Origin of the sequence: Geobacillus uzenensis (genome assembly GCF_002217665.1) — a bacterium.
GTDB classification, from domain to species: Bacteria; Bacillota; Bacilli; order Bacillales; family Anoxybacillaceae; genus Geobacillus; species Geobacillus subterraneus.
Genome location: NZ_NEWL01000006.1, coordinates 749,045 through 763,987, shown reverse-complemented (window position 1 = coordinate 763,987; position 14,943 = coordinate 749,045). Strand labels below are relative to the sequence as shown.

12 protein-coding genes are annotated in these 14,943 nt (G+C 55.5%); 10 read left to right on the top strand and 2 right to left on the bottom strand.

Annotation, left to right across the window (positions count from 1 at the left end):
• The first annotated feature begins 206 nt into the window (after positions 1–206).
• The 10 genes from B9L21_RS11275 to B9L21_RS11230 all read left to right on the top strand — a co-directional run bounded on the left by B9L21_RS11275 (position 207) and on the right by B9L21_RS11230 (position 13,114).
• On the top strand, positions 207–3,062 hold the full coding sequence (locus tag B9L21_RS11275) for a 2-oxoglutarate dehydrogenase E1 component (protein WP_063166461.1): 2,856 nt from the start codon (positions 207–209) through the stop codon (positions 3,060–3,062).
• Between the two features lie 25 nt (positions 3,063–3,087).
• On the top strand, positions 3,088–4,371 hold the full coding sequence (gene odhB, locus B9L21_RS11270) for a 2-oxoglutarate dehydrogenase complex dihydrolipoyllysine-residue succinyltransferase (RefSeq protein ID WP_063166460.1): 1,284 nt from the start codon (positions 3,088–3,090) through the stop codon (positions 4,369–4,371).
• Between the two features lie 543 nt (positions 4,372–4,914).
• Positions 4,915–5,781, top strand: coding sequence for an NAD(P)-dependent oxidoreductase (locus B9L21_RS11265; RefSeq protein ID WP_063166456.1), 867 nt, complete (start codon positions 4,915–4,917; stop codon positions 5,779–5,781).
• A 132-nt stretch (positions 5,782–5,913) separates the two neighbouring features.
• Positions 5,914–7,122 (top strand): acyl-CoA dehydrogenase, encoded by a 1,209-nt coding sequence (locus tag B9L21_RS11260; protein ID WP_063166455.1) that lies wholly within the window; start codon positions 5,914–5,916, stop codon positions 7,120–7,122.
• A 23-nt stretch (positions 7,123–7,145) separates the two neighbouring features.
• Positions 7,146–7,928 carry an SDR family oxidoreductase gene (locus tag B9L21_RS11255; RefSeq protein WP_063166454.1) on the top strand — a complete coding sequence of 261 codons (783 nt, stop codon included), beginning with the start codon at positions 7,146–7,148 and terminating at the stop codon, positions 7,926–7,928.
• A gap of 22 nt (positions 7,929–7,950) precedes the next feature.
• On the top strand, positions 7,951–9,570 hold the full coding sequence (locus B9L21_RS11250; RefSeq protein ID WP_063166453.1) for a long-chain-fatty-acid--CoA ligase: 1,620 nt from the start codon (positions 7,951–7,953) through the stop codon (positions 9,568–9,570).
• Positions 9,571–9,666: 96 nt separating this feature from the next.
• Positions 9,667–10,242, top strand: a complete 576-nt coding sequence (locus tag B9L21_RS11245; protein ID WP_063166452.1) for a TetR/AcrR family transcriptional regulator — start codon at positions 9,667–9,669, stop codon at positions 10,240–10,242.
• A 50-nt stretch (positions 10,243–10,292) separates the two neighbouring features.
• Positions 10,293–11,351: a phosphotransferase family protein gene (locus tag B9L21_RS11240; RefSeq protein WP_063166451.1), complete on the top strand. Its 1,059-nt coding sequence runs from the start codon at positions 10,293–10,295 to the stop codon at positions 11,349–11,351.
• A gap of 9 nt (positions 11,352–11,360) precedes the next feature.
• Positions 11,361–12,143: a 2-phosphosulfolactate phosphatase gene (locus B9L21_RS11235; RefSeq protein WP_172796403.1), complete on the top strand. Its 783-nt coding sequence runs from the start codon at positions 11,361–11,363 to the stop codon at positions 12,141–12,143.
• Positions 12,140–13,114: a quinone oxidoreductase family protein gene (locus B9L21_RS11230; RefSeq protein ID WP_063166449.1), complete on the top strand. Its 975-nt coding sequence runs from the start codon at positions 12,140–12,142 to the stop codon at positions 13,112–13,114. The genes B9L21_RS11235 and B9L21_RS11230 overlap by 4 nt, the downstream gene beginning before the upstream one ends.
• A gap of 177 nt (positions 13,115–13,291) precedes the next feature.
• Here B9L21_RS11230 and B9L21_RS11225 read toward each other — a convergent pair whose 3' ends face one another.
• Positions 13,292–14,449: an aminotransferase A gene (locus B9L21_RS11225; protein WP_063167395.1), complete on the bottom strand. Its 1,158-nt coding sequence runs from the start codon at positions 14,447–14,449 to the stop codon at positions 13,292–13,294.
• Positions 14,450–14,604: 155 nt separating this feature from the next.
• Positions 14,605–14,832, bottom strand: a complete 228-nt coding sequence (locus B9L21_RS11220) for an IDEAL domain-containing protein (protein ID WP_063166448.1) — start codon at positions 14,830–14,832, stop codon at positions 14,605–14,607.
• Positions 14,833–14,943 lie beyond the last annotated feature (111 nt).

Below are 14,943 nucleotides of genomic sequence, written 5' to 3'. Positions count from 1 at the left end.
ATTCATACAATGATAATGAGTTGAATTTTTTTAAGTTTCTGCGTCGATTTTAGCGGCTAATAGTGCTAAAATAAACAGTGAAAACGTTTATACAGTTATTTTGTTGTTCATTCGGGAATAATGGTAGCCAAATGGGGGCGCGGCGTCTTAATCACCGCCGCCGGCTGACCCGAGGGACACGAAAACTAGTTGGAGGTTTTTTCACGATGGCAAAACAGACGAACTACGCTCAACCGTGGAGCCAGTTTTACGGGCCGAACCTCGGCTATGTCATCGAAATGTACGAACAGTATCTCGATGACCCGGACAGCGTCGATCCGGAACTAAAACAATTGTTTGAACAATGGGGGGCGCCGGTCGTCGAGGAGCCGGTTTCTCCTGCGGATCACGAAGCGGCGCAGACGCATCAAACGTTCCGGCTGCCGGAAACACCGACCGTGTTCAGCAAGCTTGTCGCCGCCGTCAAATTGGCGGACAGCATTCGCCATTATGGCCATCTGGCCGCCGATACGAACCCGATTGTGAAAGAGGAGAAAAAGCTGCGCCGCCTCGAACTTGATGAGTATGATTTGACGGAGGAAGATTTAAAGCGCATTCCGGTCGCATTTCTTTGTCCGCATGCCCCGGCGCATGTCAAAAACGGCTGGGATGCCATCATGCACTTGCGCAAAATCTATACAGATAAAATCGCCTTTGAATTCTCGCAAGTACATAATCTAGAGGAAAGGAACTGGCTCATCCAGCAAATCGAGTCCGGAGCGTACTATCCGAGCTTGGCGAACAAAGAGCGGGTCGCCTTGTTGCGCCGCCTGACGGAAGTGGAGGGGTTTGAAAAATTCATCCACCGGACGTATGTCGGGCAAAAGCGCTTTTCGATTGAGGGACTTGACGCCATGGTGCCGCTCCTTGATGAGCTTGTTCGCCAGGCGATCGAACAGGAGATTGACGCCGTCAACATCGGCATGGCGCACCGCGGCCGGCTGAACGTGCTTGCGCATGTGCTTGGCAAGCCGTATGAAATGATTTTCGCCGAGTTTCAGCATGCGGAGAGCAAAAACTTTATTCCGTCTGAAGGAGCGGTGGCCATCACCTACGGCTGGACGGGCGACGTGAAATACCATTTGGGGGCAGCGCGCCGGCTACGCAATCAAAGCGCCCATACGATGCGAATTACGCTCGCCAACAACCCGAGCCATCTTGAAGTCGTCAATCCGGTCGTGCTCGGTTATACGCGCGCCGCGCAAGAAGACCGGACCAAACCGGGCGTGCCGGAGCAAAAGACAGAGGCTTCGTTTGCCATTTTAATTCATGGCGATGCTGCTTTCCCGGGGCAAGGCATTGTGGCTGAAACGCTCAACTTAAGCCAGCTGCGCGGCTATACGACCGGCGGAGCCATTCATATTATCGCCAACAACATGATCGGCTTTACGACGGAAAGTTACGATTCCCGTTCGACAACGTATGCTTCTGATATGGCGAAAGGGTTTGAAGTGCCGATTGTGCATGTCAATGCCGACGATCCGGAGGCCTGCCTGGCGGCGGCAAGCTTGGCGTTTGCGTATCGCCAGCGGTTTAAAAAAGATTTTGTCATCGACTTGATCGGCTATCGCCGCTTCGGCCATAACGAAATGGATGAGCCGATGGCGACGAACCCGATCATGTACAGCATCATTCACCAGCATCCGACCGTGCGCGAGCTGTATGCGCAAAAGCTGATTGAAAAGGGGATCATCGCCGAGCAGGAAGTCGAAGAAATGGAACAGGAAGTGGCCGAACGGTTGAAAATTGCTTATGAACGGGTGCCGAAAAGTGAAGAGGAACTCGATTTCATTATGGATCCACCGAAACCGGTCGTCGCTCGGCTTCCGGAAGTGAAAACAGGCGTGGCGAAAGACGTGCTTCACCGCATCAATGAGGAGCTGCTCGAGTTCCCGGCTGACTTCCATGTCTTTAACAAGCTTGAGCGCATTTTAAAGCGGCGCAGCGGCGTATTTATGCAAAATGGCAAAATCGACTGGGCGCACGCGGAAACGTTGGCGTTTGCGACGATTTTGCAAGATGGCGTGCCGATCCGCCTCACCGGCCAAGATTCACAGCGCGGCACGTTTGCCCAGCGCCATTTAGTGCTGCACGATGTGAAAACGGGCAAAGAGTACGTTCCGCTTCATCATATCAGCGGCGCGAAAGCTTCGTTTGTCGTTTACAACAGCCCGTTGACTGAGGCGGCTGTGCTCGGTTATGAATACGGCTACAACGTGTACGCACCGGAAACGCTCGTGCTTTGGGAAGCGCAGTTTGGCGATTTCGCCAACATGGCGCAAGTCATGTTTGACCAGTTTATCTCGTCGGGACGGGCAAAATGGGGGCAAAAGTCCGGGCTCGTTATGCTCTTGCCGCACGGTTATGAAGGGCAAGGGCCGGAACATTCGAGCGGCCGCGTCGAGCGGTTTTTGCAGCTGGCGGCGGAAAACAACTGGACGGTCGCCAACTTGTCGACGGCAGCGCAATATTTCCATATTTTGCGCCGGCAAGCGGCGCTGCTGCAAAAAGAAGAAGTGCGCCCGCTCGTCTTAATGACGCCGAAAAGCTTGCTCCGTCATCCGCTGGCGGCATCCGACGCCGAAGCGCTTGTTCATGGCGTATTCTCGCCGGTGCTCGAGCAGCCGGGATTAGGGACGGACCCCAGCAAGGTCGAGCGGATCGTGTTTGGCACTGGCAAGCTGATGATTGATTTAGCGGAACAAATCGGCAAAATGGAAGGGCTTGACTGGCTGCATGTCGTGCGCGTTGAAGAGCTGTATCCGTTCCCAGAAGAAGCGGTGCAGGCGATTATCGCGCGTTACCCGAACGTAAAAGAGCTCGTTTGGGTGCAAGAGGAGCCGAAAAACATGGGCGCTTGGACGTATATGGAGCCGCGCCTGCGGGCCCTTGCTCCAGACGGCGTCGATGTCAGCTATATCGGGCGGCGCCGGCGGGCGAGTCCGGCGGAAGGCGATCCGGTCGTCCACCGGAAAGAGCAGGAGCGCATTATTCGCTGTGCATTAACGAAATATGAACGATGATTGAACGTTTGAGGAGGGCATCAACGTGGCTGAGATCAAAGTCCCGGAACTAGCAGAGTCCATCACCGAAGGCACCATCGCTCAATGGTTGAAAAAGCCGGGCGACTATGTGGAAAAAGGCGAGTCGATTTGTGAATTGGAAACGGATAAAGTGAACGTCGAAATTATGGCGGAAGAGTCGGGCGTTTTGCAGCAGCTGCTGGCGAATGAAGGCGACACGGTCGCCGTCGGCCAAGCGATCGCCATCATCGGCGAGGGAGCGGCTGCAGCACCAGCCGCTGCCCCGCAGGCCGCAACAAAGCCGGTTGACGAAACGGAAACGGTCATGCCGGCTGACCGCGCCGAGCAACAGGCGCCGCAGCCGGTCGCTGTCGCCCAAGCGCCGGGCCAACGCCCGGTCGCTTCGCCGGCCGCCCGAAAAATGGCGCGCGAAAAAGGGATCGATTTGACGCAAGTGCCGACCGTTGATCCGCTTGGGCGCGTCCGCAAGCAGGACGTTGCTTCATTTGCCGCCCAGCCGGCCGCTGTTCTACAAGCGGCGCCGCAACCGGCTCCGACGGCGGCGCCCGTTTCGGCGCCAACGCCGACTCCCGCAGCGGAAAGCGGCAAGCCGGTCATCCGTGAAAAAATGTCGCGCCGCCGGCAAACGATCGCCAAGCGGCTGCTTGAAGTTTCGCAATCGACCGCGATGCTGACGACGTTCAACGAAATCGACATGTCAGCGGTCATGGAGTTGCGCAAACGGAAAAAAGACAAGTTTTTTGAAGAGCATGACGTCCGCCTTGGCTTTATGTCGTTTTTCGTCAAAGCGGCCGTGGCGGCGCTGAAAAAATATCCGTACGTCAACGCGGAAATTCAAGGCGATGAAATTTTGCTGAAAAAATATTACGACATCGGCGTGGCCGTTTCGACCGATGAGGGGCTTGTCGTTCCGGTTGTGCGCGACTGCGACCGGAAAAACTTCGCCGAAATTGAGCGGGACATCGCTGAATTAGCGGCGAAAGCGCGCAGCAACAAGCTGTCGCTCGCCGATTTGCAAGGCGGCACGTTTACGATCACAAACGGCGGCGTATTCGGCTCGCTTTTATCGACCCCGCTCTTAAACGGTCCGCAAGTCGGCATTTTAGGGATGCATTCGATCAAACTGCGTCCGGTGGCCATCGATGAGGAGCGGATTGAAAACCGTCCGATGATGTACGTCGCCCTGTCGTACGATCACCGCATCATTGACGGCAAGGAAGCGGTTGGGTTCTTAAAAACGGTGAAAGACTTGATCGAAAATCCGGAAGACTTATTGCTTGAAAGTTAATACCGAAAAAAGGAGTCCGCGGCGTGCGGGCTCCTCGTTTTTATCAGCGAAACGGCACAGCGCGGCGAATGAACTTCCCTGTTTGACGGAAAACTACCGTCAAAAAGGAGCATTCCCGTTAGGAGCTTTTCCGGGGACTTGATCAAAAAAAGCCCTCTTGGTATGATGCAGGGGTATCAACCACATCACTCACCATACCAAGGAGGACTTCAGATGAATTGTACACAAAACTATAAAATTGATCAAGTAACCGAACAAACGCTTGTCGTGGGTATTGATATCGCGAAACGAACCCACTACGCCTGAGTGTCTTATGCTCTAGCGGCGAAGTGGACACGCCTCAAAGAATAAGGATTGCTTGAAGCAGTCAAACTTCTTTGGAAGCCCCCACTTCAAATTTTCGCTAGAAAATTAAGTGGGGGTAGTTCACGGGGAAACTTTTTTTGAATCTAGCGCTCTGTCGTTTTTGAGAACCGCTGAGTGGCAGGGCACAGTGATGTTCGCCAGCCGTTTAGACAAAACGGACAGAAGGGGAGAGGCAGCATGAAAACGATCGGGTTTATCGGCCTTGGCGTCATGGGGAAAAGCATGGCGCGCCATTTATTAAAAGCGGGCTACCCGCTTCTCGTTCATACACGGACAAAGGAAAAGGCGCTCGACTTGCTTGAAGAAGGGGCGGTATGGAAGGAAACGGTCGCCGATTTGGCGAAGGAAGCGGACGTTGTCATGACCATGGTCGGCTACCCGTACGATGTTGAGCAAGTGTATTTCGGCGAGGGCGGAATTTTGGAGCAGGCGCGGCCGGGAACGTATGTCATCGATATGACCACTTCGACGCCGACGCTAGCGCAAGCCATTTACGAAGCGGCAAAGCAAAAAGGCATCCACGCGTTGGATGCCCCGGTGTCCGGCGGGGATATCGGCGCCCGCGAAGGGACGCTGACGATCATGGTCGGCGGCGATGAAGAGGTGTTTTTGGCGTGCAAGCCGATTCTCGAGCGCCTTGGGACGAACATTGTCCTGCAAGGAAAAGCCGGAGCCGGCCAGCACACGAAAATGTGCAACCAGATCGCCATTGCTACGAATATGATCGGCGTTTGCGAAGCGATGGCGTATGCGAAGCAGGCGGGACTCGACCCGCTCCGCGTGCTTGAGAGCATCGCTAAAGGGGCGGCAGGCAGCTGGTCGTTGAGCAACTTGGCGCCGCGCATGCTCGCCGGCGATTTTGCGCCCGGGTTTTACATTAAACATTTCATTAAGGATATGAAAATTGCGCTTGAAGAAGCGGAACGAATGAATTTGCCGCTTCCCGGCCTAGCGCTCGCCAAATCGATGTACGAAGAACTGGCGCAAGCCGGCGAGGAAAACAGCGGCACACAGGCGTTATATAAGCGCTACATTCCGGAGTAAAATGGGGCGGTTTCGCCCCATTTTTTGATGTTAAACATATTTATCAAAAAATATTGAATATTTCTTTCTGTAGAGGTATAGTAAAAATAAGGGGACACATACTAACCGGTTAGTATAAAGGGAGGGGATGGCATGGACTTTTCCTATTCGCCGAAAGTCCAAGAGCTGATCAAAAAATTAAGCGCTTTCATGGAGGAGTACATTTATCCGAATGAAAAAGTGTACGAGGAGCAGCTGAACGCCCAAGAGTCGAGATGGTCAAGCGTACCCCCGATCATCGAAGAACTGAAGGAAAAAGCGAAAAAAGAAGGGCTTTGGAACTTGTTTTTGCCGGACAGTGAATACGGAGCCGGCTTAACCAACGTCGAGTACGCGCCGCTTTGCGAAATTATGGGCCGGTCGCTCATCGCTCCGGAAGTGTTCAACTGCAATGCGCCGGATACCGGCAACATGGAAGTGCTCGTCCGCTACGGAAGCGAGGAACAAAAACAAAAATGGCTCATCCCGCTCTTAAACGGGGAAATCCGCTCATGCTTTTCGATGACCGAACCGGATGTGGCGTCAAGCGATGCGACGAACATTCGGGCGTCGATCATCCGCGACGGCGATGAATATGTCATTACCGGCCGGAAATGGTGGTCGTCCGGCGCCGGCGACCCGCGCTGCAAAGTCGCCATCGTCATGGGCAAAACGAACCCGGACGCACCAAAACATGAACAGCAGTCGATGATCATCGTCCCGCTCGATACGCCGGGGGTGAAAATTGAACGGATGCTGCCGGTGTTTGGCTTTGATCATGCGCCGCACGGCCATGCGGAGATTACATATGACCACGTGCGGGTGCCGAAAGAAAACATCATTTGGGGTGAAGGAAAAGGGTTCGCCATCGCCCAAGGGCGGCTCGGCCCGGGGCGGATTCACCATTGCATGCGTCTCATTGGGGCGGCGGAGCGGGCGCTTGAGCTCATGTGCCGGCGCGTGCAGTCGCGGGTGGCGTTCGGCAGGCCGCTCGCCGAGCACGGCGTGATCCGCGAGTGGATCGCCCAGTCGCGCATCGAAATCGAGCAGGCGCGCCTGTTGACGATGAAAGCAGCGTACATGATGGATACGGTCGGCAACAAGGTCGCGCGCAAAGAAATTGCCATGATTAAAGTGGTCGCTCCAAATGTCGCCTTAAAAGTGATCGACCGCGCCATTCAGGCGTTCGGTGCCGCCGGGGTGAGCAACGACTTCCCGCTGGCCGCCCTGTGGGCGAACTCGCGCACGCTCCGTTTGGCCGACGGACCCGATGAAGTGCATAAAGAGCAAGTGGCAAAGCTTGAACTGCGTCAGTATCAATAACATGGGGGAGGAAGTGGCGTCTTATGCATGTGCTCGACTTATTTAAAATTGAAGGAAAAACAGCCATCGTCACCGGCGGTGGGCGAGGCCTCGGCGAACAGATCGCCATCGGCCTCGCTGAAGCCGGGGCGAACGTCGTCGTCTGCTCGCGCAAGGTGGAAGCGTGTGAACAAGTAAAAGGAAAAATTGAACGGCTCGGCGTCCGCTCGCTTGCTTTGCCGTGCGATGTGACGAATCCGGATGACGTAAACCATGTTGTCGAAACGACGGCGAAAGAATTCGGGGGAATCGATATTTTGGTGAACAACAGCGGGGCGACATGGGGGGCGCCGGTCGAGGAGATGCCGCTTGCAGCGTGGCAAAAGGTGATCAACGTCAACGTCACCGGCACGTTTTTGATGAGCCAGGCGGCCGGCAAAGTGATGATTGCCAAGCAAACCGGCGGCGCTATCATCAATATCGCTTCCGTCGCCGGCCTTGGCGGCACGCATCCCGATATTTTAAATACGATCGGCTACAACACGAGCAAAGGGGCGGTTATTACGTTTACGCGCGATTTGGCTGCTAAATGGGGAAAACACGGCATTCGCGTCAATGCGGTTGCCCCCGGTTTTTTCCCGACGAAAATGTCGCGCGTTGTCCTTGAGCAAGTCGGTCAAAAAGTATTGGAACATACGCCGCTCGGCCGCTTTGGCGGTGAAGATGACCTAAAAGGCGCCGTCTTGTTCCTCGCTTCGCCGGCATCCGCGTTTGTCACCGGCGCGCTTCTTGTCGTTGACGGCGGCAGTCATGCGACCGGCATTTAACGAAAGTAAGGGGGAGAAGCAAATGAGCGAAAAACGGGCTTTGTCTCTTTATCCGGAACATGTGTCGTTTCATATTGACATTCCGGACAAAACGGTATGCGATGTGCTCCATGAACGGGCGGCGCAATTTGGCAGCCAGCCGGCGCTGACGTTTTACAGCAAAACGATCACGTACGCCGAGCTCGCCGCCGCGGTCAACCGCTTCACTTCGAGCCTGCAGGCGCTTGGGGTGCAAAAAGGCGACCGCGTCGCGATTATGCTGCCGAACTGCCCGCAATACGTCATTGCTTATTACGGCATTTTGCAGGCCGGCGCCATCGTCACCCAAGTGAACCCGATGCTCGTCGAGCGCGAGCTGGCGTATGTGCTGAACGATTCCGGAGCTGAGACGATCATCATTTACGAGCCGCTTTATCCGCGCCTTGTTGCGGTAAGAGGGGAGACGGCCGTCAAGCGGGCGGTCACCGTCAGCTTCGGGGCGCCGCCATCCGCTTCGTTGGCCGCCGGAGACGTCACGTTTGAGGAGTTTCTCGCCGGAGGAAGCGGGCAAGTGCGTCCGGTGCCGATCGAGCCGGCGCATGACGTCGCTGTGCTGCAATACACGGGCGGAACGACAGGGCGCTCGAAAGGGGCGATGCTCACCCATCGCAACATTTTTGCCAATGTTTTGCAATGCGCCGAGTTTTTTAAAGGAACGTTTGAAATGGGAAAAGAGCGCTATTTGACCGTGATCCCGCTCTTCCATGTCTTCGCGATGACTTCAGGAATGAACTTAGCCATTTACCAAGGGGCGGAAAACATTTTGCTGCCGCGCTTTGAGCTGAAAGAAGTGCTCGAGACGATCCGCAACAAGCAGCCGACCGTGTTCCCCGGCGTGCCGACGATGTACGTCGCCATTACGAACACGCCGGGAGTCGAGCAGTACGGCATCAACAGCATTAAAACGTGCAACAGCGGCAGCGCGCCAATGCCGCTTGAGCTGATGCGCGATTTCGAGGGGAAAACCGGGGCGGTTGTTCTTGAGGGGTACGGACTGTCCGAAGCATCGCCGGTGACGCATTGCAATCCGCCGTTTGCAGCGCGCAAGCCAGGGACGGTCGGCATCGGCATGCCGCTGACGGAATACAAAGTCGTCGATGTGGCGACGGGTACGCAAGAATTGCCGCCGGGGGAAGTCGGTGAGCTCATCATCCGCGGCCCGCAAGTGATGAAGGGGTATTGGAACATGCCGGAGGAAACGGCGGTGACGCTGCGCGACGGATGGTTGTACACCGGGGATTTGGCCTCGATTGACGAGGAAGGGTATGTGACGATCGTCGACCGAAAAAAAGATATGATCATCGCTGGCGGCTACAACGTTTATCCGCGCGAAATCGAGGAAGTGCTGTACGAGCATCCGGCGGTGAAAGAGGCGGTGGCCATCGGTGTGCCGGATCCGTACCGCGGCGAAACGGTGAAGGCGGTCATCGTTTTAAAAGATGGACAACAGGCGAGCGAAGACGACATTCTCGCCCACTGCCGAAAAAACTTGGCGTCCTATAAAGTGCCGCGCATCGTCGAATTCCGCGCTGAGCTGCCGAAAACGAACGTCGGCAAAATTTTGCGCCGCGCCTTGCGCGAAGAGGCGTCCCGCCCGCAATGACGTCGGCGCGGCTGACGGCCAAGTCCCGAGCAGACTTGGCCGTTTTATGGTACAATAGCTGGCAGTGACTACATGTAAGGCAAGAGGTGGGAAAGAATGAGGGAAAAAATTATCGCTGCCAGCATTGAACTGTTTGAGCAAAAAGGCTTCAGCGAAACGTCGATTCAAGATATTGTCGATGCCCTCGGAGTGACGAAAGGGACGTTTTACTACTACTTCAAAAGCAAAGAAGAGCTGCTTATGGACATTCACCTTCGCTATATTGAGGGGCTGCTTAGCGAGCAGGCGCGCATGATGAATGACGAGCGGCGGTCAGTGCGGGAAAAGCTGTACGCCATCGTGTATATGCTCATTCACAATGTCGAGCGGCAAGGGCGGCAAGCGCGCGTGTTTTTCCGTGAGATGAAGCATTTGAACGAGGAACATTTGCAAAAGGTGAAGGAAAAGCGCGACTTGTTCCGCCATCAGCTGCAGGCGTTAATTGAAGAAGGAATGAAAAACGGCGAACTGCGCCGCGATTTGTCGCCAGCGATCGCCGCGCTCACGGTGCTTGGGGCGGCCAATTGGAGCTACCACTGGTTCCGTCCGGACGGCGAGCTGACTGATGCGGAAGTCGCTGAACAAATGGTGGCGATTTTAATTGACGGAATGGGTGCGCCGCATATTCCGTAAACAAGCGAAACGGCGTGCATCGAAGCGGGTTCGCAAAGGGGGAGAGGGAGATGAGCGCCATTATTCCGGTGCGCAAAGGGGAGGAACTGCCGGCCGAAAAGCTGGCTACGTTTTTACGGGCGGTGTTGCCGGATATGCCGAATGGGGAGCTCGAGATCGAGCAATTTTCCGCCGGCCGCTCGAATTTGACGTACTTGCTTCGCTGCGGGGAGTGGGAAGCGGTGCTGCGCCGCCCGCCGTTTGGCCCGGTGCCGCCAAAAGCGCACGATATGAAGCGGGAGAGCACGTGGCTTGCCGAAATTCACCCGCTGTTCCCGTTGGCTCCGAAGCCATTCTACTTTTGTGAAGATGAATCAGTGATCGGCAGCCCGTTTTTTGTGATGGAGCGACGCCGCGGCATCGTTATTGATAGTGATTTTCCAGAAGGCGTCAACCCGACGGAAGACGTCTGTCGCGGCATTTCCGAAACGATGGTTGAGACGCTTGTACAAATTCACCAAATCGATTATACGAAAACGCGTCTCGTTCAGATGGTTAAGCCGGAAGGGTTTATGGAGCGGCAAGTGCACGGTTGGATTCAACGCTACGAGCGGGCGAAAACAGATGACGTTCCAGCGGCCGAGGCGCTCATGAAGTGGCTTGCTTCCCATATTCCGCCACAGCGCGAGGCGACGGTGATTCATTACGATTTTAAGCTGAATAACGCCTTGTTTGCTAAGGACGATGTGACGAAAATGGTCGGCTTGTTCGATTGGGAAATGTCGACCGTTGGCGACCCGCTTGCCGATTTGGCAGTGGCGCTGAGCTATTGGATTGAAGAAGGCGACCCGCCGCTTGTCAAACACGGCTTCGGCCGCGCGCCGGTCACCGTCCGGCCCGGCTTTTACACGCGCGAACAGTTTATTGCTGCGTATGCGGAAAAAAGCGGGCGCGACGTTTCTGATATGCATATCTATTTAACGTTTGCTTATTTTAAATTGGCCGTCATCTGCCAACAAATTTATTACCGTTACCGCCGCGGACAAACAAATGATGAGCGGTTTCGTCATTTCAACCAGTTTGTCGAGGCGCTCATCGGGCATGCGTGGCAGCTGGCGACAGGGCGGTGAAAAAGGATGATCACGAAAGTGCATGTTGTGCTGCGCAAGGAAGACATTGACGAAACGGCGCTCGCTGACGGCAAAGTAGCCGTTGTGTTTGATATTTTGCTCGCGACGTCATCGATTACAGCGGCGTTGGCTGCCGGCGCTCGTTCGGTCGTTCCGGTGTATAGCGCGGCCGAAGCCGAAGAAGTTGGGCGCCGATTGCCGGATGGGGGGTATGAACTTGCCGGTGAAAGCGAAGGAAGGACGATCACCGGCTTCCACCCGCCGACGCCGCTGTTTTTGCAAACGGTTTGCCCGGGGAAGACCGTCATTTTGTCGACGACAAACGGCACGGTGGCGCTTCGCAAGGCGATGAAAGCCCGGGCCGTGTATGCGGCGAGTTTGCTTAACAGCCCAGCTGTTGGCGAACATATTTGCCGGGCGCATCAGAATGAGACGATCATTGTCATTTGCTCCGGCTCATCCGGCCGCTTTTGCCTTGAAGATTTTTATGGCGCCGGCTATTTTGTCCATTGCTTGATTGAGCAAGGAATCACCGCGGCAGAGCTTTCTGACAGCGCCATGGCCGCCTGGCTGTTTTACCGGCAATACGGCGGCGAAGGAAAGGCGAAAGAGGTGCTATCCTCCTCGCGTGTTGGCCGCTGGATGGCCGCGTGCGGCCTTGAAAAGGAGATTGACTACATCAATCGGCACGGAGCGCTTTCCGTCATTCCGAAGCTCGAGCCCGGGCCGTTTGGACCGGAAATGCGCGATATGGCGCAAATGAAAGCAACAAGGGAGGGGAAACGGCAATGAAAATGGTGCAATTTACAGAGTACGGCGGTCCGGGCGTGCTCAAAGTGAAAGAGATCGAGCGCCCGTCGCCATCCGAACGGCATGTGTTGATTGAAGCGGAGGCGATCGGCGTCAATTACGCCGACACAGCGAGGCGGGAAGGACGCTATGTTGTACCGACGCCGCTTCCATTCGTGCCCGGCACCGAAGTGGCGGGCGTCGTCCGCGAAGTCGGTCCCAACGTGCAGACGATCCGTCCAGGACAGCGCGTCGTCGCCTTGATCGAGGCGGGCGGCTACGCCGAGTATGTCGTTGTTGATGAGCGGGCGGTCGTGCCGCTGCCGGACGGAGTTGATGCCCGCCAAGCGGCAGCGCTGCCGGTGCAAGGGTTAAGCGCCTATCACATTTTGAAAACGATGGGTCGCCTTGAAGAAGGGGAAACAGTGCTCATCCATGCGGCAGCCGGCGGCGTCGGCACGCTCGCTGTACAGCTGGCGAAACGGTTTGGCGCGAAAACCGTCATCGCCACGGCGAGCACCGAGGAGAAGCGGGCGCTCGCTCGCCGTCTTGGCGCCGATGTGACGGTCGATTATACGAAAAACGACTGGTCTAAGGCCGTGATGGAGGCGACCCAAGGGCGCGGCGTTGACGTTGCTTTGGAAATGGCGGGTGGCGACATTTTCCACCAAACGCTTGATTGCCTTGCCCCGTTCGGCCGCCTTGTTGTCTACGGTGCGGCAAGCGGGGAGATGACGCGCCTGAACCCGGTTCGCCTGATGGCGAAAAACTGGTCCGTCATCGGCTTTTTCTTGCCGCAGATCATGCGGAAGCGGGCGCTGTACGAGCGAAGCTTGCGCGAACTGCTCCATTGGGTGCAAGAAGGAAGTTTAGAGCTGACCATCGGCGGCGTCTATCCGCTTGAACAGGCTGCCATGGTGCACGAGCTGCTGCAAGGACGGAAAACGAGCGGCAAGCTGTTGCTTGTGCCGTAAAAAAGAGAGGAAACGATCTGACCAAAAAGGCCGCCTTCCCCAAAAGAAAACGCATATAGCGATGAAAAAGGGGTCCCGTTGCTTTTGCGGGCCCTCCTTTTTTGCATATGTGCGCAAATCAGCCGGTGGAATCCGCATGCGGCAGCGCGCTGAAAGGAAAACAAAGCCGCTCTCATTTTACCGGCTGTTCCTCTTCGCCTGAACGTATCGCTCGAGCCGATCGAGCCCTTCTTTGAGCACGTCAAGCGAATAGGCGTACGACAGGCGGACATAGCCTTCGCCGTATTCCGAAAAGGCGCTGCCGGGGACGAGGGCGACGCCGGCTTTTTCAACGACATCAACGGCAAAATCAAACGATGGCATATGAAACGCAGCGATCGATGGAAATAAATAAAACGCGCCGTCCGGTTTTTCGACCGGAAGCCCCATGGCCGTGAGGCGATTGTATGCGTACTCAAGCCGTTCGGCGTAAGCGGCGCGCATCGCCTCGGCGTCGTTTTTGCCGGCGGTAAGCGCCTCAACCGCCGCTTTTTGGCTGACGGATGACGTGCAGGAGACGCTGTATTGGTGCACTTTGACCATCTGTTCGATGACAAAGGACGGGGCGAAGACAAACCCGATGCGCCAGCCGGTCATCGAGTGCGACTTGCTTAGCCCGTTGATGACGATCGTCTGCTCTGGCAGCCATTCAGCGATCGAGCGGTGGCGTCCGCGATAGACGAGCTCGCTGTAAATTTCATCAGACACGATCCAAATCGGCCGTCCTTTCATCAGCGCGGCGATGGCTTCAAGCGCTTCACTTGACAGCGTCGTTCCGGTCGGATTGGACGGATACGGAAGGACAAGGCAGCGCGTCTTGTCGGTGATGTAAGGGGCGATCAGCTCGGCCGACAGACGAAAGCCGTTTTGTCTTGTGTCGATGTGCACCGGTTTCGCCCCGCACAGGCGGATGAGCGGCTCATAGCCGGGATAGACCGGCGCAGGAAGAAGCACTTCTGTCCCTTCTTCTAAAATGGTGCGAAACGTAATATCAAGCGCTTGACTGGCGCCGACGGTGGCGATCACTTCATCCGGGCTGTAGCGAAGCCCGTATTTATCGGCGACAAACTGACAAGCCGCCTGGCGCAGCTCAAGGAGGCCGGCGTTCGCCGTATACGTGGTGAAATCATCGGCGATCGCTTCTTGGGCGGCCGCTTTGACATGATCGGGCGTCGGAAAATCCGGCTGGCCGATCGTCAAGGAAACTAGCCCCGGCCGGCCGGCGACAAGGTTGAAAAACTGGCGGATGCCTGACAGTTGAATGGCTTGGACGCGTGGCTGAAAGAGGTGTTTCACGAGTTGTCCACCTTTCCGTTTTTTCTCTATTGTACCATTGAGAATGAAAAACAGAAAAACAAAAATGAGCCCCTTTCCGTTCGGATCGTTTCCGCAGACGGAAATGGGGCTCACCCTGTCATGGACGATTCACACTCCAACTTCGTTCGCTCCTTTTACGCGCCGTATTTTTTCAACAAGTCGTTATACTGGGCGGAAAGTTTGAAAAACAGCGGCTTGTTGCGGGCAGCGAGCGCCTCATCAATTTTTTCCATCAGTTTTTTTCTCTGAAACTGGAAGATCGCTTCTTTCAATACTCGTTCGGCCATTGGACCATAGCTGCTTTTTTCTTCCGGCTGGTTGAACAATACGGCGCCTTCGTTCGGATACTGTTTTTCGTACATCGTTGATTCCCTCCCATATGGGAACGAAGGAGTTCCCTTTTTTATATTATCATCGTTTTTGGTGAAAATGTAAAGAAAATTTAGATAAATATTTTTTGTCATTTTTTTCTC

Bases quoted from the DNA above. Each gene is read 5' to 3' on its own strand.
- B9L21_RS11255 (WP_063166454.1), top strand. From the start codon at position 7,146: ATGCATGTGCTCGACTTATTTAAAATTGAAGGAAAAACAGCCATCGTC.
- B9L21_RS11265 (WP_063166456.1), top strand. From the start codon at position 4,915: ATGAAAACGATCGGGTTTATCGGCCTTGGCGTCATGGGGAAAAGCATG.
- B9L21_RS11245 (WP_063166452.1), top strand. From the start codon at position 9,667: ATGAGGGAAAAAATTATCGCTGCCAGCATTGAACTGTTTGAGCAAAAA.
- B9L21_RS11230 (WP_063166449.1), top strand. From the start codon at position 12,140: ATGAAAATGGTGCAATTTACAGAGTACGGCGGTCCGGGCGTGCTCAAA.
- B9L21_RS11250 (WP_063166453.1), top strand. From the start codon at position 7,951: ATGAGCGAAAAACGGGCTTTGTCTCTTTATCCGGAACATGTGTCGTTT.
- B9L21_RS11220 (WP_063166448.1), bottom strand. From the start codon at position 14,832: ATGTACGAAAAACAGTATCCGAACGAAGGCGCCGTATTGTTCAACCAG.
- B9L21_RS11260 (WP_063166455.1), top strand. From the start codon at position 5,914: ATGGACTTTTCCTATTCGCCGAAAGTCCAAGAGCTGATCAAAAAATTA.
- B9L21_RS11240 (WP_063166451.1), top strand. From the start codon at position 10,293: ATGAGCGCCATTATTCCGGTGCGCAAAGGGGAGGAACTGCCGGCCGAA.
- B9L21_RS11275 (WP_063166461.1), top strand. From the start codon at position 207: ATGGCAAAACAGACGAACTACGCTCAACCGTGGAGCCAGTTTTACGGG.